This window comes from Streptomyces sp. NPDC052496, assembly GCF_040679095.1.
In the GTDB taxonomy this organism is placed as follows: Bacteria; Actinomycetota; Actinomycetes; order Streptomycetales; family Streptomycetaceae; genus Streptomyces.
The window spans coordinates 61,222-80,428 of the sequence record NZ_JBFAUH010000006.1 but is presented as its reverse complement, the minus strand read 5'-3'; the positions used below and the strand labels follow the sequence as shown (position 1 = coordinate 80,428).

The 19,207-nt window shown below is 71.7% G+C and carries 23 protein-coding genes; 4 read left to right on the top strand and 19 right to left on the bottom strand.

All coding sequences use genetic code 11. The features are described 5' to 3' along the window. Nucleotides 1-118: 118 nt before the first annotated feature. From AB0L45_RS10685 to hisI, 4 genes are all read right to left on the bottom strand, one after another. On the bottom strand, nt 119-364 hold the full coding sequence (locus tag AB0L45_RS10685) for an HGxxPAAW family protein (RefSeq protein WP_365838214.1): 246 nt from the start codon (nt 362-364) through the stop codon (nt 119-121). Nucleotides 365-451: 87 nt separating this feature from the next. Beyond that, nucleotides 452-1,105: a TIGR02234 family membrane protein gene (locus AB0L45_RS10680; RefSeq protein ID WP_365838212.1), complete on the bottom strand. Its 654-nt coding sequence runs from the start codon at nt 1,103-1,105 to the stop codon at nt 452-454. Nucleotides 1,106-1,198: 93 nt separating this feature from the next. Further along, nucleotides 1,199-2,722: an anthranilate synthase component I gene (locus AB0L45_RS10675; protein WP_365838210.1), complete on the bottom strand. Its 1,524-nt coding sequence runs from the start codon at nt 2,720-2,722 to the stop codon at nt 1,199-1,201. 10 nt (nt 2,723-2,732) lie between these two features. Further along, nucleotides 2,733-3,098, bottom strand: coding sequence for a phosphoribosyl-AMP cyclohydrolase (gene hisI, locus AB0L45_RS10670; protein ID WP_365838208.1), 366 nt, complete (start codon nt 3,096-3,098; stop codon nt 2,733-2,735). A 548-nt stretch (nt 3,099-3,646) separates the two neighbouring features. Between hisI and AB0L45_RS10665 the strand changes: the two genes are divergently transcribed. Further along, nucleotides 3,647-4,279, top strand: a complete 633-nt coding sequence (locus AB0L45_RS10665) for a TIGR03085 family metal-binding protein (protein WP_365838206.1) — start codon at nt 3,647-3,649, stop codon at nt 4,277-4,279. A 55-nt stretch (nt 4,280-4,334) separates the two neighbouring features. Here AB0L45_RS10665 and AB0L45_RS10660 read toward each other — a convergent pair whose 3' ends face one another. The 6 genes from AB0L45_RS10660 to AB0L45_RS10635 form a co-directional block, all read right to left on the bottom strand. Then, nucleotides 4,335-5,591, bottom strand: coding sequence for an ATP-grasp domain-containing protein (locus AB0L45_RS10660; protein ID WP_365838204.1), 1,257 nt, complete (start codon nt 5,589-5,591; stop codon nt 4,335-4,337). Then, entirely contained in the window at nt 5,572-6,507 is a 936-nt protein-coding gene (locus tag AB0L45_RS10655) for an EamA family transporter (protein ID WP_365838202.1), read from the bottom strand. Before AB0L45_RS10655 ends, AB0L45_RS10660 begins: the two co-directional genes overlap by 20 nt. Nucleotides 6,508-6,516: 9 nt before the next feature. Continuing rightward, nucleotides 6,517-7,215: a YggS family pyridoxal phosphate-dependent enzyme gene (locus tag AB0L45_RS10650; RefSeq protein ID WP_365838200.1), complete on the bottom strand. Its 699-nt coding sequence runs from the start codon at nt 7,213-7,215 to the stop codon at nt 6,517-6,519. Next, nucleotides 7,212-8,180: a cysteine synthase family protein gene (locus AB0L45_RS10645; RefSeq protein WP_365838198.1), complete on the bottom strand. Its 969-nt coding sequence runs from the start codon at nt 8,178-8,180 to the stop codon at nt 7,212-7,214. The genes AB0L45_RS10650 and AB0L45_RS10645 overlap by 4 nt, the downstream gene beginning before the upstream one ends. Before the next feature lie 102 nt (nt 8,181-8,282). Beyond that, complete coding sequence (locus AB0L45_RS10640; RefSeq protein ID WP_365838196.1) at nt 8,283-8,849, bottom strand: phosphoribosyltransferase family protein; 567 nt, start codon at nt 8,847-8,849, stop codon at nt 8,283-8,285. A 273-nt stretch (nt 8,850-9,122) separates the two neighbouring features. Beyond that, the gene (locus tag AB0L45_RS10635) at nt 9,123-10,025 is read right to left on the bottom strand and encodes a LysR substrate-binding domain-containing protein (protein ID WP_365838194.1); all 903 of its coding nucleotides are present in this window, start codon (nt 10,023-10,025) and stop codon (nt 9,123-9,125) included. A 95-nt stretch (nt 10,026-10,120) separates the two neighbouring features. On the opposite strand from AB0L45_RS10635, the gene AB0L45_RS10630 reads away from it, so the two are divergent. From AB0L45_RS10630 to AB0L45_RS10620, 3 genes are read left to right on the top strand one after another with little or no spacing between them, the layout of a single operon-like run. Beyond that, the gene (locus tag AB0L45_RS10630; protein ID WP_365838192.1) at nt 10,121-10,825 is read left to right on the top strand and encodes a succinate dehydrogenase cytochrome b subunit; all 705 of its coding nucleotides are present in this window, start codon (nt 10,121-10,123) and stop codon (nt 10,823-10,825) included. A gap of 1 nt (nt 10,826) precedes the next feature. Next, a complete protein-coding gene (locus AB0L45_RS10625; RefSeq protein WP_365838190.1) occupies nt 10,827-12,776 on the top strand; it encodes a fumarate reductase/succinate dehydrogenase flavoprotein subunit in 1,950 nt (649 codons plus the stop codon). Continuing rightward, complete coding sequence (locus tag AB0L45_RS10620) at nt 12,773-13,519, top strand: succinate dehydrogenase/fumarate reductase iron-sulfur subunit (RefSeq protein WP_365838189.1); 747 nt, start codon at nt 12,773-12,775, stop codon at nt 13,517-13,519. Before AB0L45_RS10625 ends, AB0L45_RS10620 begins: the two co-directional genes overlap by 4 nt. 46 nt (nt 13,520-13,565) lie before the next feature. On the opposite strand, the gene AB0L45_RS10615 is transcribed toward AB0L45_RS10620, so the two are convergent. The 9 genes from AB0L45_RS10615 to AB0L45_RS10575 form a co-directional block, all read right to left on the bottom strand. Further along, on the bottom strand, nt 13,566-14,333 hold the full coding sequence (locus tag AB0L45_RS10615; RefSeq protein WP_365838565.1) for a LysM peptidoglycan-binding domain-containing M23 family metallopeptidase: 768 nt from the start codon (nt 14,331-14,333) through the stop codon (nt 13,566-13,568). Between the two features lie 168 nt (nt 14,334-14,501). Next, a complete protein-coding gene (locus AB0L45_RS10610; RefSeq protein WP_365838187.1) occupies nt 14,502-14,711 on the bottom strand; it encodes a hypothetical protein in 210 nt (69 codons plus the stop codon). Nucleotides 14,712-14,814: 103 nt separating this feature from the next. Then, entirely contained in the window at nt 14,815-15,570 is a 756-nt protein-coding gene (hisF, locus tag AB0L45_RS10605) for an imidazole glycerol phosphate synthase subunit HisF (RefSeq protein WP_125056857.1), read from the bottom strand. Beyond that, entirely contained in the window at nt 15,567-15,962 is a 396-nt protein-coding gene (locus AB0L45_RS10600; protein ID WP_365838185.1) for a RidA family protein, read from the bottom strand. The genes hisF and AB0L45_RS10600 overlap by 4 nt, the downstream gene beginning before the upstream one ends. Next, nucleotides 15,959-16,684: a bifunctional 1-(5-phosphoribosyl)-5-((5-phosphoribosylamino)methylideneamino)imidazole-4-carboxamide isomerase/phosphoribosylanthranilate isomerase PriA gene (gene priA / locus AB0L45_RS10595; RefSeq protein WP_365838183.1), complete on the bottom strand. Its 726-nt coding sequence runs from the start codon at nt 16,682-16,684 to the stop codon at nt 15,959-15,961. The genes AB0L45_RS10600 and priA overlap by 4 nt, the downstream gene beginning before the upstream one ends. An 11-nt stretch (nt 16,685-16,695) precedes the next feature. Continuing rightward, the gene (hisH, locus tag AB0L45_RS10590; RefSeq protein WP_365838181.1) at nt 16,696-17,349 is read right to left on the bottom strand and encodes an imidazole glycerol phosphate synthase subunit HisH; all 654 of its coding nucleotides are present in this window, start codon (nt 17,347-17,349) and stop codon (nt 16,696-16,698) included. Next, nucleotides 17,340-17,504, bottom strand: a complete 165-nt coding sequence (locus tag AB0L45_RS10585) for a hypothetical protein (RefSeq protein WP_030679859.1) — start codon at nt 17,502-17,504, stop codon at nt 17,340-17,342. Before AB0L45_RS10585 ends, hisH begins: the two co-directional genes overlap by 10 nt. Beyond that, nucleotides 17,501-18,094 (bottom strand): imidazoleglycerol-phosphate dehydratase HisB, encoded by a 594-nt coding sequence (hisB, locus tag AB0L45_RS10580; RefSeq protein ID WP_003984418.1) that lies wholly within the window; start codon nt 18,092-18,094, stop codon nt 17,501-17,503. The genes AB0L45_RS10585 and hisB overlap by 4 nt, the downstream gene beginning before the upstream one ends. Then, nucleotides 18,091-19,206, bottom strand: a complete 1,116-nt coding sequence (locus AB0L45_RS10575) for a histidinol-phosphate transaminase (RefSeq protein ID WP_365838179.1) — start codon at nt 19,204-19,206, stop codon at nt 18,091-18,093. Before AB0L45_RS10575 ends, hisB begins: the two co-directional genes overlap by 4 nt. Nucleotide 19,207 lies beyond the last annotated feature (1 nt).

The following is a 19,207-nucleotide window of genomic DNA, read 5'->3' as shown; positions in this document are numbered from 1 at the left end:
CACAACAGCGCGCCCCCGGGCCTCCATACGGGTGATGCCTCCGGGGCACCTCTCCGTACGGGCCGCAGGGCCGCGCCGTCGTAGGATCCGCTGTCGCCGGGCCGGGCCCGGCGGGGACTCAGCCCTCCTGGGGCCGGGCCTTGGCCTGGCTGCGGGCCGTGCTGCCCTTGTGGCCGTTCTGCCCCATGCCCATCGCGCGCAGCACGCCACCCGCGACGGCGCCCAGACCGATCAGGACGATGCCGGCCCAGAACCCGGGGACGTTCGCCAGCACGGTGAAGGCGCCGGCGACGCAGAAGCCGATGAACGAGATGATGACGCCGGTCCAGGCGGCGGGAGTGTGTCCGTGGCCACTGCTCGACATGAGTGCTCCTCGTAGCTTTTTTCGCGCCTGAGTCGGGGCGCGGTGATCCCTCGCGGTCCATTGTCCCCGATGGCCGGGGCGCGGCCACTACCGGGTCGGGTCCTCACCCCGGTCCAGGGACTTCCACATCTCTTCCGGGCGGTCCGGGTCGGCGGCGGCGGAGCGGCGCGGGCCGCGGGGGGCCGCCCCGGCGCGCTCGTAGCGCCCGGACATCGCGGGCCAGTAGCGCCCGTACAGCAGTGCCAGCACGCCCGCGACCGCCAGCAGGAGGCCGCCGACGACCGCCGCCCAGGGCCAGAAGGTGTGCGAGACGTCCTGCACGCCGGCGTCGGAGAGCCCGGTCGCGGTGGCCGCCTTCGCGCGGAGCGCCGCGGTGTCGGAGATGCCGAGGTACGCGCCGACGACGGCGCCCAGGCCGCTGAGGGTGAGCAGCACGGCGACCGCCGTGCGGCCCGCCCCGCGTACGGCGAAGAGGGCCACCAGGGCGGCGAGCCCGACGATGGCGAGCGCGCCGGGCACGCCCGACACGTCCTGGCCCGAGGCGGTCTGCGGCAGCTGCCCCTGGGCGACGACGGCGGTGGCCTTGGCCCAGGTGCGGCCGGAGGCCAGCAGCACGACGGCGGCGCCGGCCGCGCCGGCGATCAGCGCCAGGGCCAGGCTCTTGCCGCTGCGCGCGGGCCTGGCCGGCGGAGACGACGGCGACGCGCTCGCGCCGGTGCGGGGGTGGTCTACGGCAGTCACGCCTACCACTGTACGGAGGCGGCGCGCGCGCTTCCCGCCCGCGGTCCCCCGGCCCCGGAAAGACCCTGCTCAGGCTCCGGCTCGCCGGCTCCCTCAGGCCCCCAGCCCGTTGGCCGTGTGCACCGCCCGCAGCACCGCCGCCGCCTTGTTGCGGCACTCCGTGTCCTCCGCCACCGGGTCGGAGTCCGCGACGACGCCCGCGCCGGCCTGGACGTACGCGGTGCCGTCCCGCAGCAGCGCCGTACGGATCGCGATGGCCGTGTCGGAGTCGCCAGCGAAGTCGAGATAGCCGACGCAGCCGCCGTACAGGCCGCGCCGGGACGGCTCCAGCTCCTCGATGATCTGCATCGCGCGCGGCTTGGGGGCGCCGGAGAGGGTGCCCGCGGGGAAGCAGGCGGTCAGCACGTCGAAGGCGCTGCGGCCGGGCGCCAGGCGGCCGGTCACCGTGGAGACGATGTGCATGACGTGGCTGTAGCGCTCGACGGACATGAAGTCGACGACCTCGACGCTGCCGGGTTCGCAGACCCGGCCCAGGTCGTTGCGGCCGAGGTCGACGAGCATCAGGTGCTCGGCGCGCTCCTTGGGGTCGGCCATCAGCTCGTCGGCGAGGGCCTGGTCCTCGGGAACGGTCGCGCCGCGCGGCCGGGTGCCCGCGATGGGGTGCAGCGTGGCCTGCCCGTTCTCGACCTTGACCAGCGCCTCGGGACTGGAGCCGACGATGTCGACGCCGTCCTCGAAGCGGAGCAGGTACATGTACGGGCTGGGGTTGGTGGCGCGCAGCACCCGGTAGACGTCCAACGCGGAGGCGGTGCAGGCGGTTTCGAAGCGCTGGGACGGTACGACCTGGAAGGCGTCGCCCGCGCGGATGCGCTCCTTCACGGTCTCGACCGCCTCCTGGTAGGACGCACCGCCCCACTTCGCCGTGTACGGCGGAAGTTCGGAGGGCGGCAGGGCCGCGGCGCTCGCGGGGGCCGGGCGGGCCAGGTCGTAGGCCATGGTGTCCAGGCGGGCCACGGCGTCCGCGTACGCCTCGTCCACGCCCGTGTCCAGGTCGTTGTGGTTGATGGCGTTGGCGATCAGCAGGACCGTGCCGTTCCAGTGGTCCAGTACGGCCAGGTCGGAGGTGAGCAGCATGGTCAGTTCGGGCAGCCCGAGGTCGTCCGTGGTGCTGTCGCCGATCTTCTCCAGCCGGCGCACGATGTCGTAACCGAGGTAGCCGACCATGCCGCCGGTGAAGGGCGGCAGGCCCTGGCCCTCGATGAGGTCCCTGGGGGTGTGCAGGGTCTCGACGGTGGCGCGCAGCGCGGCGAGCGGGTCGCCCTCGGTGGGCACGCCGACCGGCGGGGTGCCCAGCCAGTGGGCCTGCCCGTCGCGCACGGTCAACGTGGCGGCGCTGCGTACGCCGATGAAGGAATACCGGGACCAGGTACGGCCGTTCTCGGCCGATTCGAGCAGGAAGGTGCCCGGGCGTTCGGCGGCCAGCTTGCGGTAGAGGCCCACCGGGGTGTCGCCGTCGGCGAGCAGGCGCCGGGTGACGGGGATGACCCGGCGGTCCTTCGCGAGCGTACGGAAAGTGTCCAGGTCCGGTGTGGCGGTGCCGGTGGTTCCCGAGGTCATGGCGCGGAGCCTACTGCCCTTCGATGAGCACATCCTCATCGAAGCAGGTCCGGGCTCCGGTGTGGCAGGCGGCGCCGACCTGGTCGACCTTGATCAGGACCGTGTCCGCGTCGCAGTCCAGGGCTACGGACTTCACGTGCTGGACGTGTCCGGACGTGTCGCCCTTGACCCAGTATTCCTGGCGGCTGCGGCTCCAGTACGTGCAGCGGCCGGTGGTGAGCGTGCGGTGCAGCGCCTCGTCGTCCATCCAGCCGAGCATCAGCACCTCGCCGGTGTCGTACTGCTGGGCGATGGCGGGGACCAGACCGTCGGCGTCCCGCTTGAGGCGGGCGGCGACGGCCGGGTCGAGCTGGGAATCCAGGACACGGCTGCTCATGGGTCCATTGTGCCGTGTGCCGGGCAGGGGGTGCGCCGGGCGCTCCGCGGGCGGCCGGTGCGCCCGGTGGTCCCCGCGCGGCCGGTGCCGGTGGCACGCGGCGGCGCGCGCGGGCCCGGTGGCGTACGGCATCCTGCATCCATGACCCGCCAGCCGCCGCCTCCGGACGCCGACCGCACGGCGAAGGTCGCGGTGGCGGTACTGCTCGCGGTCTTCGCCGCCGGTCTGCTGGTCGCCGTCGTCCTGCTGCTGCGGAGCTGATCACATACGGCCACGGAACCGACCGCGTACGGCCGCGAACCGGCGCGCACGATCCCGGACCGACCACATACGACCCAGACCGACCACATACGGCCACGGACCGGCCGCGTACGCCCCCGGACCTACCGCATGCGCCCCGGACCGACCCCGCACGCCCCCGGACCTACCGCATACGACCCCGGACCGACCGCATACGGCCGAAAACCGCCCGCATACGACGACCAAGCCACCGCCCGCCGACGCGTGGCGCCGTGGCACCCGCCGGGCCCCGGTCGTAGGCTGGGCGTATGTCGACCCATGCGAAGCGTGAACGGCTGCTCCTTGCCGACCTGTTGGAGGGCGCCGGTCCCGACGCGCCGACGCTGTGCGAGGGCTGGGCCACCCGGGACCTCGCCGCGCACGTGGTGGTGCGCGAGCGGCGTGCGGACGCGGCCGGGGGCCTGGTCGTCAAGCCGCTGGCCGGCCGCCTGGAGCGGGTGCAGCGGGAGTTCGCGGCCAAGCCGTACGACGAGCTGCTGCGGCTCATCCGGACCGGCCCGCCCCGGCTGTCGCCGTACGCGCTCAAGCAGATCGACGAGGCGGCCAACACCGTCGAGTTCTACATCCACGCCGAGGACGTGCGGCGGGCGCGGCCGGACTTCACGCCGCGCGAGCCGGACCCGGTCTTCGCGGACGCGCTGTGGTCGCGTCTGGAGAAGATGGCGCGGCTGCTGGGGCGCAAGTCGCCGGTGGGTCTGGTGCTGCGCCGCCCGGACGGCCGGACGGCGGTCGCGCACCGGGGCGCGCCGGTCGTCACGGTCACCGGGGAGCCCGGTGAGCTGCTCCTGTTCGCGTTCGGGCGGCAGACGGCGGCCGATGTCGAGCTGGACGGGGACAAGGACGCGGTGGCCAAGGCGCTGGACGCCCAGCTCGGCCTGTGAGCCCGCCAGGGCCCGCGGCCCCGCCCCCGCTCCCGGCCCCCGTCCCCGAGTCCCGTCAGCGTTCCCGCCGCACCTCGTACAGCCCGTCCGTCTCCTGGAGTTCCAGCGCGCGCAGCCGCCGGTAGTCCGTCTCGATCTGCTGCTCGTCGTCGTGCAGGAGGTAGCAGACGCCGGGTGACGTCGCCGAGTCCACGGTGGGGCTGAGGAAGTCACCGGCCCGTACGCCGAGGTGGTGATCGGCGTACGACGGCAGCTCACGCAGCCGCTCGAAGCCGTCCAGGGACGTCAGGCGCCCCGCGAACGGGGAGATCAGCGAGACGTAGCGCAGCCTGGTGCGCGGCTCGGCCGGGATCGCGGTACGGGCGGCGAAGGCGGCCGGGTCGCTGCCGGCGAGGGCGGTCAGCTCCACGTGGTTGGTGCCGAAGCAGCGGCTGACCACGTGCGGCAGGATGCTGCCGGCCAGCCGGGCGCCGGTCTCGATCAGGACGGGCCCCTCGTCGGTCAGCATGACCTCGGAGTGGGCGGGCCCGTTGCGTACGCCGAGCGCGTCCAGGACGCCCAGGAGGTACGGCGCGAGGGCGGTGGCCGCCGGATCCCGCGCGGTCAGCGGCTCCTCGTAGTCGTAGATCGCCGCCCCGCTGCGGCCGCGCCGCTTGTGGTAGCGCCAGATCTCGGCGATGTGGTGGCGGCCGTCGACGCTGACGGTGTTGGCGAAGTACTCGGTGCCCGTCAGGTGTTCCTGGAGGACGACGGTCCGGTTGCGGTTCCCCTGGATGTTGGAGGAGCTGAGGATGTGGCCGAAAGAGGTGCACAGTTCGACCGGGTCGGCGCAGAAGAAGACGTTGTCGGTGCCCGCGCTGTCGGCCGGTTTGACCACCAGCGGCCAGCGGCCGTGTGCCCGCGCCCAGGCGAGGGCGGTGTCGAAGCGCGAGGTGCGCAGGGTGTCGGGGGCGCGCAGGCCGCCGGCCCGTACGGCCATGGCCATGTCGTACTTGTCGCGCCGCACCCGCCGCTCGTCCGGGGCGTTGCCGGGCAGGCCGAGGCGGTGCGCGAGGGTGTCGGCGAGGTCGACGCCGCTCTCGTTGCCGGGCAGGACGAAGGCGGGGGCGGCCGGGCGGACCGCGTCCAGCAGCGCCTCCAGGTCGCCGTCGTACACCAGGGACTCGGTGAACGCCCCCTGCGGGAAGGCCCGCAGAAGGTAGTCGGGCAGGGCCGGGGAGCTCTGCACATGGACACACTTGACGCCGAGTTCGGCCAGGGCGGCGGGCAGGAACCGGCCGCTGGAGTAGGCGTCAACGATCAGACACTGCATGGAGCCTGCTTTCCTGCGCCACCGCGGCCGGGGGCGCGCCCCGGCGGGCCAGCAGCCCGATCGCGATGAAGACGGTGATCACGGCGATGCCGAGGGTCGACGGCACCGAGAACGTCAGCCGGGAGTCGGCCAGCTGGACGAGGAGGGTCATGGCGGGGGCCAGCGCGCAGATCATGGAGGCGGTCATCGGGGTCACCTTGCGCACCCCGATCTGCACCAGATAGGCGGGGATCGAGACGCCGATGACGGCCACCACCGCGCCGGGCACCAGCGCCCGGCCCAGCTGTTCGGCCCCGGAGAAGGACGCCAGGGTCCAGCCGACCGCCGCCACCAGGCCGAACCGCAGGCCCATCACGGTGGATACGTCCACGCCGGCCGCGCCCAGGCGGGCGGAGAAGACGACGTTGGCGGCCCCGCCGGCGCCGGAGGCGACCGCGGCGCACAGGCCCAGCGTCATGGCCAGGGCGGCGCGGTCGCCCACGCCGCTGCGGCCGTCCAGTGACGCCCAGACCAGCCCGCCGAGGGTGAGCAGGATGCCGGCCGCGGAGAGGATCTCGCCGGGCAGTACGCGGTCCCGTTTCCACCACAGGGCCTGGAGGAGGACGGTGAAGGCGGGGCCGATGGCTATCGAGACGACGTTGGTGACGGCCGGTTCCATGAGCTTGAGGGCGTACAGGAGGGTCAGCCAGGTCACGGCGGTGGTGATGTTCAGCACGAGGAGGTCGGCGGCGTGCGCCCGGACGACGGCCAGCAGCCGGGCCGGGCGCAGCCGGACGGCGGTGAGCAGGCAGAAGAACGCTCCGGTGAGGGTGAAGGCGACCGCCGCCACGCTCCCCGGATCCACGTGCTGCAGGCGTTCGGAGGCGAAGACGTCCACCAGGGCGGAGAACAGGCTGAAGACGAACAGCGCGGTCACTGCGCCTCCTCAGGCCCGCGGGCGCGGGCCGAAGACCGCCTCGCCGACCCGCACCGTGGTCGCGCCTTCGGCCACCGCGGTCTCGAAGTCGGCGCTCATGCCCATGCTGAGCTGCCGCAGGCCGGACGCGGCGGCCAGCGCGCGCAGCGTCCGGAAGTGCGGGCGGGGGTCGCCTCCGTAGGGCGGGATGCACATCAGGCCGACGACGGGCAGGCCGTAGGTGTCCACGCACTCCTTGACGAACGCCGGCGCCCCGGCGACGGGCACGCCGCTCTTGTGCGCTTCGTCGCCGGTGTTGACCTGGACGAAGCAGTCCGGGCGGCGTCCGGTGCGCTCCATGGCGGTGGCCAGGGCGGCGGCGAGGCGCGGCCGGTCCACGCTGTGCAGGACGTCGAAGGCGCGGACGGCCGCGGTGGCCTTGTTGGTCTGGAGCGGGCCGATGAGGTGGAGGACCGTGTCCGGGTAGCGCTCGCGCAGCGGTGGCCACTTGTTCTGCACCTCCTGCACCCGGCTCTCGCCGAAGTCGCGCTGCCCGGCTTCCAGGGCGGCGCTGAGCGCGGGCGGGCCGTGGAACTTGCTGACGGCGACGAACCGTACGTCTCGGGACGGCACCCCGGCCGCCGCGCAGGCCCGGTGGAGGCGGCCGGTGACGGCGGCCAGGCGCGCCGCGAGGTCCGGCTCCGCCGTGGACGGGTGTCCGGTGCTCATGAGCCGGTCCCCGTCCCGTACTGCTCGTAGCGGCCGTCCCAGATGCTGAGGTACTTCCAGGCGGAGTCGAACAGCACGGTGACCACGACGTCTTCCGGGGGCAGGGTCCTGGCCAGCCGCTGGGCCGCGAAGATGTTGCCGCCCGCGGTGGGGCCGACGGGCAGGCCCTCCTCGGAGATCAGGCGTTTCATGGTGGACCAGCCGTCGTCGCCGGTGATCAGTCCGACCTCGTCGACGAGTTCTTCGCGCAGGTTGGCCGGTACCTTGCCGGGGCCCAGGCCCATCATGTTGTGGCTGTGGTGCTCGAAGGGCAGGCCGTTGCGCTTGGCGTACAGGGCGGCCGAGCGGTCCACCTCGACGGCCCAGGTGCGCAGGGCGGGGTGGGCGCTCTTGAGGACGTCGGCGATGCCGGTGAAGGTGCCGCCGGTGCCGATGGAGCAGATGAAGTGGCCGGGGGTCACGCCCGCCGCGCGCAGATCGGCGACGAGTTCGTGGCCGCAGGAGCGCCAGGCGCGCCAGTTGAGCTGGTTGGTGGACTGGTCGAGGAAGTGACTGCCGGGGTGTCCGGCCACGTACTGCCGGGCGGTCTCCTCGCCCTCCAGCAGGAAGCCGTCCGGGGAGGTCTCGACGACCGTTCCGCCCCATGACGCGATCTGTTTCCGGCGTTCCTCGGTCATGCCCTCCGGCATGACGATGACGATGCGGTATCCGCGCTGGGCGCCGACGCGGGACAGCGCGGCGCCGCCATTTCCGGTCGAACATTCGACCAAGGTCATACCGGGGCTGATCGTACCCGCTTTCTCCAGTTCATCGATCATGTAGGAGAAGACGCGGTCCTTGTGGCTTCCGGTGGGATTACGGAATTCGCATTTCGCGAATATCCGGGCGGCTCCGGGTTCGGCGATGTGGCGCAGTTCGTACAGGGGCGTGCGGCCGGTCTCGGTGCCGGGGTTGTTCGAGCTCACACGAAACTCCTCGGGCGGGTGTGAACGGTGTTTCCGGGCATGCGGAAGGAGCGCGGGAACGCGCGGCGCGAGGGCGTGCGGCGCCGTTCCCCGTGCGGCGTCTCAGCCCAGGACGGCGACCCGTCCGGAAGCCGGGTCGACCGCGATACGGATGACGGAACGGACCTCGATGCCGAAGCGGTCGGCGACCCGCTGCCGGCCGCCGTTCTCCGGTTTCTCCACCGCCACCAGGACTTCCTCGACCCGGGCACCGGCCGCCCGGACGGCCTCGATCAGGGCGATCAGGGTGCCGCCGGTGCTGATGGTGTCGTCGACGATCGTCACCCGGTCGCCCGGCTCGATGCCGTTGATGAAGAGCGTGCCCGTGAAGTACTCGCTGTCGATGGGCACCGAGATGCCGTGCCCGCCGAGGTCGTAGGTGTACCAGCGGGCGACGGCGAGCGGCAGTCCGACGGCCAGTGAGACCGCGCCGCCGAGGATCGCCCCCTTGTCCTCCTCGACCAGGATCTTCCCGGTCTCGAAGGTGCCCAGTTCGATCAGCCGGCGGGTCGCCTCCGCGAGGACTTCCGGGCGGAGTGCGGGTGACTGGTCGGTGAATTCATTTACCGAGGTGATATGCCGCCCCGATTTTACGGTCGGCGCACCCGCGTACACTTCTTCCAGCAACATCGGCATTCCTGGCCTTTCCCCCGTGGCGCCCATTGCTGTGCCGTTCTCCGGCAAGTGCAGCTGTTTTATCGCCGCAAAGGTAGAAAAGGCAATGGTCCCCTGGAAGTGTGCCCGGAAACAGCCTGTTCTCGTTGGGACCACTGTGCCGCACGCCGTTCACGCCCCCCGCCACCTGGGCACCGGCCTCGGCGGGGGCGCGCGTCCGCACGGCCGGGTGGCCGGAAACCGCCCTTTACCCGGCCTCGGAAAGGGTCGACGACGCGCCAGGTTCCGTCACGCGTCCGGCCGCTCCAGCCCCAGGTGTGCCAGCAGTATCCGCCGCAGTTCGCGGGCGGCCCGCGGCGGCGAGACGTCCCCCCGGTGCGCCACCGAGATCACCCGGTGCATGCCCGGGGTGGCGAAGCGGGTGACGCGCAGTCCGGAGCGTTCGGCGACCATGCTGGGGACGACGGCGACGCCCAGGCCCGCCCGTACGAAACCCAGCACCGCGTCCATCTCGCCGCCCTCCACCGTGAAGACCGGCTCGAAGCCGGCCGCCCGGCACGCCGCCGTGGTGAATTCCCGCAGGTCGTAGCCGCGCCGGAACATCGCCAGCGGCCGGTCCCGGAGGTCCTCGACGCGTATCCGCCGGCCGCCGCCCACCGGGGCCTGCCGGTCCGGCGCGGAGACCACGACCAGTTCCTCGCGCAGCAGTTCGGCGGTGGCCAGCGCCGGTGCCTGCTCCGGGAGCGGCGTGATGATGAGCGCGAGGTCCAGTTCGCCGGCCGCAAGGACGCGTACGAGGTCCTGCGACCCGTCCTCGTGGACGACCAGTTCCACGCCCGGGTAGGCGGCGTGGAAGACGCTCAGTACGTCGGGGACCAGGCTCGCGCACAGGCTGGGCGGCGCGCCGAGCCGCAGCCGGCCGCGTCTGAGCTGGGCGACCTCCTGCACCTCGCGCCGGGCGGTCTCGGTGTCGGCGAGGACGCGCCGGGCCAGCGGCAGCAGGGTCCGGCCCGCGTCGGTGAGGGTGATGTGGCCGCGCGCCCGGTGGAAGAGGTCCGCGCCCAGCTCCCGTTCCAGCGCCTTGATCTGCTGGGACAGGGAGGGCTGTGCGACGTGTTCACGCTCGGCGGCGCGGGTGAAGTGACGGGTGTCGGCGACCGCCACGAAGTAGCGGAGCTGCTGGAGCTGCATGGCGTCGATGATAGGCGGTGATAGGGAAAGCCTATGGAGATGAGCCGCACCATGTCTTGGACTGATGGGCCGGCCGGTCCCTAACGTCAGGACTCATGGCACTGGACACCCGGACGGAACGACGGCCGTCCTTCGCGGGCCTGCTGTGGCGCTCGACCGTCGGCAAGAAGACCGCGATGGCGGTCAGCGGCGTGGTGATGCTGCTGTACCTGGTCGCGCACATGCTGGGCAACCTCAAGATCTTCTTCGGCTCCGACGAGTTCAACGGGTACGCGCACTGGCTGCGCACCGTCGGCGAACCCTTCCTGCACCACGAGTGGTTCCTGTGGATCGCGCGGGTGGTGCTGCTGGCCGCCGTCCTGACCCACGGTGTGGCCGCCTTCCAGCTCAGCCGCCGCGACCTCAAGGCGCGGCCGAGCAAGTACGTCCACAAGAAGCAGCGCACGAGCTACGCCACCCGCACCATGCGCTGGGGCGGCGTCATCCTCGCGCTGTTCATCGTCTGGCACATCCTGGACCTGACGACGCTGACGGTGAACCCGCGCGCCGAGGCCGGGCACCCGTACCAGAACCTGATCGCCTCCTTCGACCGCCGGCCCGTCACCGCGCTCTACATCGTGGCGATGCTCGCCCTCGGCCTGCACGTCCGGCACGGGTTCTGGAGCGCCGCGCAGACGCTGGGCGTGGGCAGCGCCGCCGGGGACCGGGTGCTCAAGACCGTCGCCAACCTCCTCGCCCTGGTGCTGACGGCGGGCTTCGTCGCCGTACCGGTGGCCGTCGTGACCGGAGCAGTGAGCTGACATGACCTCGTACACCGCGTACGCGACCGGAGAGCCGGTCGCCGACACCAAGGCGCCCCAAGGACCGGTCGCCGAGCGCTGGGACACCCGCCGCTTCCAGGCCAAGCTGGTCAACCCGGCCAACCGCCGCAAGCACACCGTCATCGTCGTGGGCACCGGCCTGGCCGGCGGCTCGGCGGGCGCCACGCTCGCCGAACAGGGCTACCACGTCGTGCAGTTCTGCTACCAGGACTCGCCGCGCCGCGCCCACTCGATCGCCGCGCAGGGCGGCATCAACGCGGCGAAGAACTACCGCAACGACGGCGACTCCGTACACCGCCTGTTCTACGACACCGTCAAGGGCGGCGACTTCCGGGCCCGCGAGTCCAACGTGCACCGCCTGGCGCAGATCTCCGTCGAGATCATCGACCAGTGCGTGGCGCAGGGCGTGCCGTTCGCCCGCGAGTACGGCGGCCTGCTCGACACCCGCTCCTTCGGCGGCGTCCAGGTCTCCCGTACGTTCTACGCCCGCGGCCAGACCGGGCAGCAGCTGCTGCTCGGCGCCTACCAGGCGCTCTCCCGGCAGATCGCCGCCGGAAACGTCGAGCTGCATCCGCGTACGGAGATGCTGGACCTGATCGTCGTCGACGGCCGGGCGCGCGGCATCGTCGCCCGCGACCTGGTCACCGGCCGGATCGACACGTACTTCGCGGACGCCGTGGTCCTCGCCTCCGGTGGTTACGGCAACGTGTTCTACCTGTCGACCAACGCCATGAACTCCAACGCCACCGCCATCTGGCGGGCCCACCGGCGCGGCGCGTACTTCGCCAACCCCTGCTTCACCCAGATCCACCCCACCTGCATCCCGCGCACCGGCGACCACCAGTCCAAGCTGACGCTGATGAGCGAGTCGCTGCGCAACGACGGCCGGATCTGGGTGCCGAAGGCCAAGGGCGACACGCGCCCGCCCGCCGAGATCCCCGAAGCGGAACGGGACTACTACCTGGAGCGGATCTACCCCTCCTTCGGCAACCTCGTCCCCCGCGACATCGCCTCCCGCGCCGCCAAGAACGTGTGCGACGAGGGACGCGGCGTCGGCCCCGGCGGCCAGGGCGTCTACCTGGACTTCGCGGACGCCATCGCCCGGATGGGCCGCAAGGCCGTCGAGGAGAAGTACGGCAACCTCTTCGACATGTACGAGCGGATCACCGCCGAGAACCCGTATGAGGTCCCGATGCGGATCTACCCCGCCGTGCACTACACGATGGGCGGCCTGTGGGTCGATTACGACCTCCAGACGACCGTTCCCGGCCTGTTCGCGATCGGTGAGGCCAACTTCTCCGACCACGGCGCCAACCGGCTCGGCGCCTCCGCCCTCATGCAGGGCCTCGCCGACGGATACTTCGTCCTGCCTTCGACCATCAACGACTACCTGGCCCGCCACCCGCACCACGACGAGATCACCGCCGATCACCCCGCCGTCCAGGAAGCCCTCGCCGAGACGGAGGACCAGCTCAACCTCCTGCTGTCCGTCGACGGCGACCGCACCCCCGACTCCTTCCACCGCGAACTCGGCGAACTGATGTGGGAGCTGTGCGGCATGGCCCGTACGGAAACCGGCCTGCGCAAGGCCCTCGACCGTATCCCGCAGATCCGCGAGGAGTTCTGGCGCCGCATCAAGGTGCCCGGCACCGGCCAGGAGTTCAACCAGTCGCTGGAGAAGGCCAACCGCATCGTCGACTACCTGGAGCTGGCCGAACTGATGTGCCTCGACGCGCTGCACCGCGCCGAGTCCTGCGGCGGACACTTCCGCGAGGAGTCGCAGACCCCCGACGGCGAGGCCGAGCGCCGCGACGAGGCGTTCTCCTACGCCGCCGCCTGGGAGTTCACCGGCACCGGCACCGCTCCCGTGCTGCACAAGGAAGACCTGGTCTTCGAGTACGTCCACCCCACCCAGCGGAGCTACGCATGAAGCTCACCCTGCGCGTCTGGCGCCAGCACGACGCCGACGCCGAAGGCGGCATGTCCACCTACGACGTGGACGGCATCTCGCCCGACATGTCCTTCCTGGAGATGCTCGACACCCTCAACGAGGAACTGATCCTCAAGGGCGACGACCCGGTCGCCTTCGACCACGACTGCCGCGAAGGCATCTGCGGCGCGTGCAGCCTCGTCATCAACGGCGAGGCACACGGCCCTGAGCGCACCACCAGCTGCCAGCTGCACATGCGGGCCTTCCGGGACGGCGACACGATCGACGTCGAGCCGTGGCGCGCGGCGGCCTTCCCCGTCGTACGGGACCTGGTCGTCGACCGCTCTGCCTTCGACCGGATCATCCAGTCCGGCGGCTACATCACCGCGCCGACCGGCGCGGCGCCCGAGGCGCACGCCACGCCCGTACCGAAGCCCGACGCGGACACGGCCTTCGAGCACGCCGAGTGCATCGGCTGCGGCGCATGCGTGGCGGCCTGCCCGAACGGCTCGGCGATGCTGTTCACCTCGGCGAAGGTCAACCACCTCAACGTCCTGCCACAGGGCGCGCCCGAGCGCGAGACGCGGGTCCTGGACATGGTCGCCACCATGGACGACGAGGGCTTCGGCGGCTGCACCCTCGCCGGGGAGTGCGCCACCGCCTGCCCGAAGGGCATCCCGCTGTTCAGCATCACGCGGATGAACCGGGAGTACGTACGGGCGGCCCGCAAGGGCCGGCGGTGAAGCGGCCGCTGCCGTCCGGAACCCGGCGGGCCGCCGCCCGCCCCGCTCAGTCGAACGCGCCGTGCCGGCGCAGCCAGGCCATCGGGTCCACGGCCGACCCGTAGTGCGGGGTGGACCGGACCTCGAAGTGCAGATGCGGACCGGTGACGTTGCCGGTCGCGCCGGACCGCCCGATGCGCTCACCCGCGCCGACGCTGCTGCCCACGCCCACCCGGATCTGCGAGAGATGCGCGTACTGCGTGTACGACCCGCTGTGGTGCCGGACCACGACCTCGTACCCGTACGCGCCGCCCCAGCCGGCCTTCACCACGGTCCCGCCGCGGGCGGCGCGGACGGCGGTGCCGACGGGTACGGCGAAGTCCTGCCCGGTGTGCCCGTGCGCCCAGTGGCCGCCGCCGGCCCCGAACCCTGCGGTGAGCGTGCCACCGCGCACGGGCCGTACGGCATCACCGGCCGCGGCGCGCACGGAGGGCCGGGCGGCCGAGCGCGAGACGTGCCGCTGTGGGGTGGCGGCCGTACCGCTGAGCTTCAGTTTCGTACCGACCTTGACCAGGTCGGGATTGCCGCCGACCGCCGAGCGGTTGTTCGCGTACAACTTCGCCCAGCCGCCCTTCACCCCCCGCTTCGCGGCGATCTCGGAGAGGCTGTCACCGGGGGCGACGGTGTACGTCCCGCCGTCCGCGGCGGAGGCGACGGACGCGCCGACGACCGGCAGCGCGAGGGTGGCGGCCGCGGTCGAGGCGCGGGTGAGTAATCGCCCCGCACCACTGCGGCGACGGGGGGCTCGGTGACGGCCGGTCGGGGAGAACATCATCACGGGGGCGTCCTTCCGGTGGGCATCCGGGATCCGAACGCCAGCACGGTATGGAGGCCCCGGCCATGAACACAAGCACCACGGGAGAATCGGACAGCGGCTGTCCCGATAGGCCCGATACGCGCCCGGGTTCCGGTCCTTCGCAGTCGCGGTCACGTTCCTTCCCCGTCACTCGGGCGCAACGTGACCCATCTCGAACGAGCCGGTATCGCCGCTGCGGGCTCGGCACACAGCGGTACGCCGCTGCTGCCTTCTGCGTGCAACATCGCGGCGGACGATTCCGTGCGCCAGGCGCTCGACCGAGAGGCCCGATTTCTCGGCCTCGGCGCGCAGTCCGGCCAGTTCTTCCTCAGTGAGATCAACCGTGATCGCAGGCATGACCGCAGGCCAGGGCGTCCATCGGTGGGCTCGCCGCCTCAGCAACCACCACGAGTGACCGGGCGCACCTACGTTCGACCCACCTTCAGCCCTGCCGACCGGCTCACCGCACCGGATGCCCCGCCCCCCGCAGCGTCTCCTTCACCTCGCCGATCCGCAGATCACCGAAGTGGAAGACGGACGCGGCCAGGACCGCGTCGGCGCCGGCCTCGACGGCGGGCGGGAAGTCCGCCAGGCGGCCCGCGCCGCCGCTGGCGATGACCGGGACCGTGACGTGCTTGCGGACGGCGGCGATCATTTCGGTGTCGTAGCCGTCCTTGGTGCCGTCGGCGTCCATGGAGTTCAGGAGGATCTCGCCGGCGCCGAGTTCGGCGGCGCGGTGGGCCCATTCGACGGCGTCGATGCCGGTGCCCTGGCGGCCGCCGTGCGTGGTGACCTCGAAGGAGCCGGTCTCGGTGCGGCGGGCGTCGACGGACAGGACCAGGACCTGGCTGCCGAAGCGTTCGGCGATCTCGCGGATCAGGTCGGGGCGGGCGATGGCGGCGGTGTTGACGCCGACCTTGTCGGCGCCGGCGCGCAGGAGTTTGTCGACGTCCTCGGGGGTGCGGACGCCGCCGCCGACCGTGAGGGGGATGAAGACCTGTTCGGCGGTGCGGCGGACCACGTCGTACGTGGTCTCGCGGTTGCCGGAGGAGGCCGTGATGTCGAGGAAGGTCAGCTCGTCGGCGCCCTCCTGGCCGTAGACCTTGGCCATTTCGACGGGGTCGCCGGCGTCGCGGAGGTTCTTGAAGTTGACGCCCTTGACGACCCGGCCGTTGTCCACGTCCAGGCAGGGGATGACTCGGACCGCCAGGGTCATGTGCTCGTGGCCTCTCTGAATGCTTCGAGTTCGACTTCGACCAGTACGCGCGAGTCGGCGAAGCCGGAGACCACGACCAGGGTCGCGGCGGGCCGTACGGCGTCGAAGAGTTCCTTGTGGGCGCGGGCCGCCTCGTCCACGTCCCGCGCGTGGGTCAGGTACATCCGGGTGCGGATGACCGAACCGGCCCCGAGCCCGAACGGCTCCAGGGCCTCCAGCGCGTTGGCGAAGGCGACCTTCGTCTGCTCGTACGGGTCGCCCTCCCCGTACAGCACGCCGTCGACCAGTGGCATCGTGCCGGCGACCAGGACGCGGTCGCCGGCCGCCACGGCGCGCGCGAAGCCGATGATCTCTTCCCAGGGACTGTCGGTCTGCGCGCGCTCGATGGTCATGACGACACGGCCTCCAATGCCTCTTCCAGGGTGAATGCCTTGGCGTAGAGCGCCTTGCCGACGATGGCGCCTTCGACGCCTTCCGGTACCAGGGTGGCGATCGCGCGGAGGTCGTCAAGGGAGGAGACGCCGCCGGAGGCGACGACCGGCTTGTTGGTCGCGGCGCAGACGTTGCGCAGCAGTTCCAGGTTGGGGCCCTGGAGCGTGCCGTCCTTGTTGATGTCGGTGACGACGTAGCGGGCGCAGCCTTCGGAGTCCAGGCGGGCCAGCGTCTCGTACAGGTCGCCGCCGTCGCGGGTCCAGCCGCGGCCGCGCAGGGTGGTGCCGCGGACGTCCAGGCCGACCGCGATCTTGTCACCGTGCTCGGCGATGACCTTGGCGACCCACTCCGGGGTCTCCAGCGCGGCGGTACCGAGGTTGACGCGCGTGCAGCCGGTGGCGAGCGCCGCCTCCAGGGAGGCGTCGTCGCGGATGCCGCCGGAGAGTTCGACCTTGATGTCCATGCTCCGGGCGACCTCGGCGATCTGCGCGCGGTTGTCGCCGGTGCCGAACGCCGCGTCGAGGTCCACCAGGTGCAGCCACTCGGCACCCGCCCGCTGCCAGGCCAGCGCGGCCTGGAGCGGGTCGCCGTAGGACGTCTCGGAGCCGGACTCGCCGTGCACCAGGCGGACCGCCTGGCCGTCGCGGACGTCGACGGCGGGGAGGAGTTCGAGCTTGCTCATCGCGGAGGGTCCTAGAGGGTCTTGGTCCAGTTGGACAGCAGCTGGGCACCGGCGTCGCCGGACTTCTCGGGGTGGAACTGGGTGGCCCACAGCGGGCCGTTCTCGACGGCGGCCACGAACGGCTCGCCGTGCGTGGCCCAGGTGACCTTGGGCGCGCGGATGTTGGGGTTACCGACTTCCAGCTCCCAGTCGCGTACGGCGTAGGAGTGCACGAAGTAGTAGCGGGCGTCGGCGGGCAGGCCCTCGAAGAGGCGGGTGCCCTCCGGCGCCTGGACGGTGTTCCAGCCCATGTGCGGCACCACGTCGGCCTTGAGGGGGCCGACCGTGCCGGGCCACTCGTCCAGGCCCTCGGTCTCCACGCCGTGCTCGATGCCGCGGGAGAAGAGGATCTGCATGCCGACGCAGATGCCCATGACGGGGCGGCCGCCGGACAGCCGGCGGCCGATGACCCAGTCGCCGCGGGCCTCGCGCAGGCCCTTCATGCAGGCGGCGAAGGCGCCGACGCCGGGGACCAGCAGGCCGTCGGCGTTCATCGCCTTGTCGTAGTCACCGGTGATCTCCACCTCGGCGCCGACGTGGGCCAGGGCGCGCTCGGCGGAGCGGACGTTGCCGAAGCCGTAGTCGAAGACGACGACCTTCTTCGCGGGTGCGGTACTCAATTCCACACATCCAGACGGAGAATTCCGGCGACCAGGCACATGGCCGAGCCGATGCCCAGCAGGACGAGCACGCTCTTGCCCATCCCCTGCTTCCAGAAGGAGTAGAGCCCGCCGAGCAGGAAGAGGCCGAGGACGATGAAGACGGTGGACAGGCCGTTCACAGCGCTCCCTTGGTCGAGGGGAGGATGCCGGCGGCGCGCGGGTCGCGCTCGCTGGCGTAGCGCAGCGCGCGGGCCAGCGCCTTGAACTGGCACTCCACGATGTGGTGGGCGTTGCGGCCGTACGGCACGTGGACGTGCAGGGCGATCTGCGCCTGCGCGACGAAGGACTCCAGGATGTGCCGGGTCATCGTGGTGTCGTACGTGCCGATCATCGGCGCGATGTTCTCCGGCTCGGTGTGCACCAGGTACGGGCGCCCCGAGAGGTCGACGGTCACCTGGGCCAGCGACTCGTCCAGCGGGACGGTGCAGTTGCCGAAGCGGTAGATGCCGACCTTGTCACCGAGGGCCTGCTTGAAGGCGGCGCCCAGCGCGAGGGCGGTGTCCTCGATGGTGTGGTGGGTGTCGATGTGCAGGTCACCGTCGGTCTTGACCTTGAGGTCGAACAGACCGTGCCGGCCGAGCTGGTCGAGCATGTGGTCGTAGAAGCCGACCCCTGTCGACACATCGACCTGGCCGGTGCCGTCGAGATCGATCTCGACCAGCACCGAGGTCTCCTTCGTGGTGCGCTCCACGCGCCCAACGCGGTTCATCGGTTCTCCTTCAGTACTGCACGGACCGCGTCGAGGAACGCGTCGTTCTCGGCCGGGGTTCCCGCGGTGACCCGCAGCCAGCCCGGTACGCCGTTGTCACGGACCAGGACGCCCTGGTCGAGGATGGCCTGCCAGGTGGCGTGCTGATCCTCGAACCTGCCGAACTGGACGAAGTTGGCGTCGGAGTCGACCACCTCGCAGCCGGCCGCGCGCAGCTCGTCCACCAGCCGGTCGCGCTCGGTCTTGAGCTGTTCGACGTACTTCAGGAGCGTATCGGTGTGCTCCAGGGCGGCGAGCGCGGTGGCCTGGGTGACGGACGAGAGGTGGTACGGCAGGCGGACGAGCTGGACGGCGTCGACCACGGCCGGGTCGGCGGCCAGGTAGCCCAGGCGCAGTCCGGCGGCGCCGAACGCCTTGGACATGGTGCGCGAGACGACCAGGTTGGGGCGGCCCTCGATCAGCGGGAGCAGCGAGGGGCGGTGGCTGAACTCGCCGTACGCCTCGTCCACGACGACCAGCGCGCCGCCGGTGTCCGCGCGGGCGGCCTGCGCGGCCTCGTACAGCGCGAGAACCGTTTCGGCGGCGACGGCGGTGCCGGTGGGGTTGTTGGGCGAGCAGATGAAGACCACGTCGGGCCGGTGCTCGCCGATGGCCGCGACGGCCGCCTCGACGTCGATGGTGAAGTCGTCGTTGCGCGGGCCGGAGAGCCAGCCGGTGCCGGTGCCGCGCGAGATCAGGCCGTGCATCGAGTACGAGGGCTCGAAGCCGATGGCGGTACGGCCCGGGCCGCCGAAGGTCTGGAGGAGCTGCTGGATGACCTCGTTGGAGCCGTTGGCGGCCCACACGTTCGCCGTGGTGACCTCATGGCCGCCGGTGCGCGTCAGATAGGCGGCCAGGGCCGTGCGCAGCTCGACCGCGTCCCGGTCGGGGTAGCGGTTCAGCTCGCGGGCGGCCTCGGTGACCCGCTCGGCGATCCGCCGCACCAGCGGTTCGGGGAGCGGGTACGGGTTCTCGTTGGTGTTCAGGCGTACGGGGACGTCGAGCTGCGGCGCGCCGTACGGGGACTTGCCGCGCAGCTCGTCCCGGATGGGAAGGTCGTCGATCTTCGTCACG

Coding starts and splice junctions, on each gene's coding strand:
- AB0L45_RS10685 (WP_365838214.1), bottom strand. CDS start 364: ATGTCGAGCAGTGGCCACGGACACACTCCCGCCGCCTGGACCGGCGTC.
- AB0L45_RS10675 (WP_365838210.1), bottom strand. CDS start 2,722: ATGACCTCGGGAACCACCGGCACCGCCACACCGGACCTGGACACTTTC.
- hisI (WP_365838208.1), bottom strand. CDS start 3,098: ATGAGCAGCCGTGTCCTGGATTCCCAGCTCGACCCGGCCGTCGCCGCC.
- AB0L45_RS10665 (WP_365838206.1), top strand. CDS start 3,647: ATGTCGACCCATGCGAAGCGTGAACGGCTGCTCCTTGCCGACCTGTTG.
- AB0L45_RS10660 (WP_365838204.1), bottom strand. CDS start 5,591: ATGCAGTGTCTGATCGTTGACGCCTACTCCAGCGGCCGGTTCCTGCCC.
- AB0L45_RS10650 (WP_365838200.1), bottom strand. CDS start 7,215: ATGAGCACCGGACACCCGTCCACGGCGGAGCCGGACCTCGCGGCGCGC.
- AB0L45_RS10640 (WP_365838196.1), bottom strand. CDS start 8,849: ATGTTGCTGGAAGAAGTGTACGCGGGTGCGCCGACCGTAAAATCGGGG.
- AB0L45_RS10635 (WP_365838194.1), bottom strand. CDS start 10,025: ATGCAGCTCCAGCAGCTCCGCTACTTCGTGGCGGTCGCCGACACCCGT.
- AB0L45_RS10630 (WP_365838192.1), top strand. CDS start 10,121: ATGGCACTGGACACCCGGACGGAACGACGGCCGTCCTTCGCGGGCCTG.
- AB0L45_RS10625 (WP_365838190.1), top strand. CDS start 10,827: ATGACCTCGTACACCGCGTACGCGACCGGAGAGCCGGTCGCCGACACC.
- AB0L45_RS10620 (WP_365838189.1), top strand. CDS start 12,773: ATGAAGCTCACCCTGCGCGTCTGGCGCCAGCACGACGCCGACGCCGAA.
- AB0L45_RS10615 (WP_365838565.1), bottom strand. CDS start 14,333: ATGATGTTCTCCCCGACCGGCCGTCACCGAGCCCCCCGTCGCCGCAGT.
- AB0L45_RS10610 (WP_365838187.1), bottom strand. CDS start 14,711: ATGCCTGCGATCACGGTTGATCTCACTGAGGAAGAACTGGCCGGACTG.
- hisF (WP_125056857.1), bottom strand. CDS start 15,570: ATGACCCTGGCGGTCCGAGTCATCCCCTGCCTGGACGTGGACAACGGC.
- AB0L45_RS10600 (WP_365838185.1), bottom strand. CDS start 15,962: ATGACCATCGAGCGCGCGCAGACCGACAGTCCCTGGGAAGAGATCATC.
- priA (WP_365838183.1), bottom strand. CDS start 16,684: ATGAGCAAGCTCGAACTCCTCCCCGCCGTCGACGTCCGCGACGGCCAG.
- hisB (WP_003984418.1), bottom strand. CDS start 18,094: ATGAACCGCGTTGGGCGCGTGGAGCGCACCACGAAGGAGACCTCGGTG.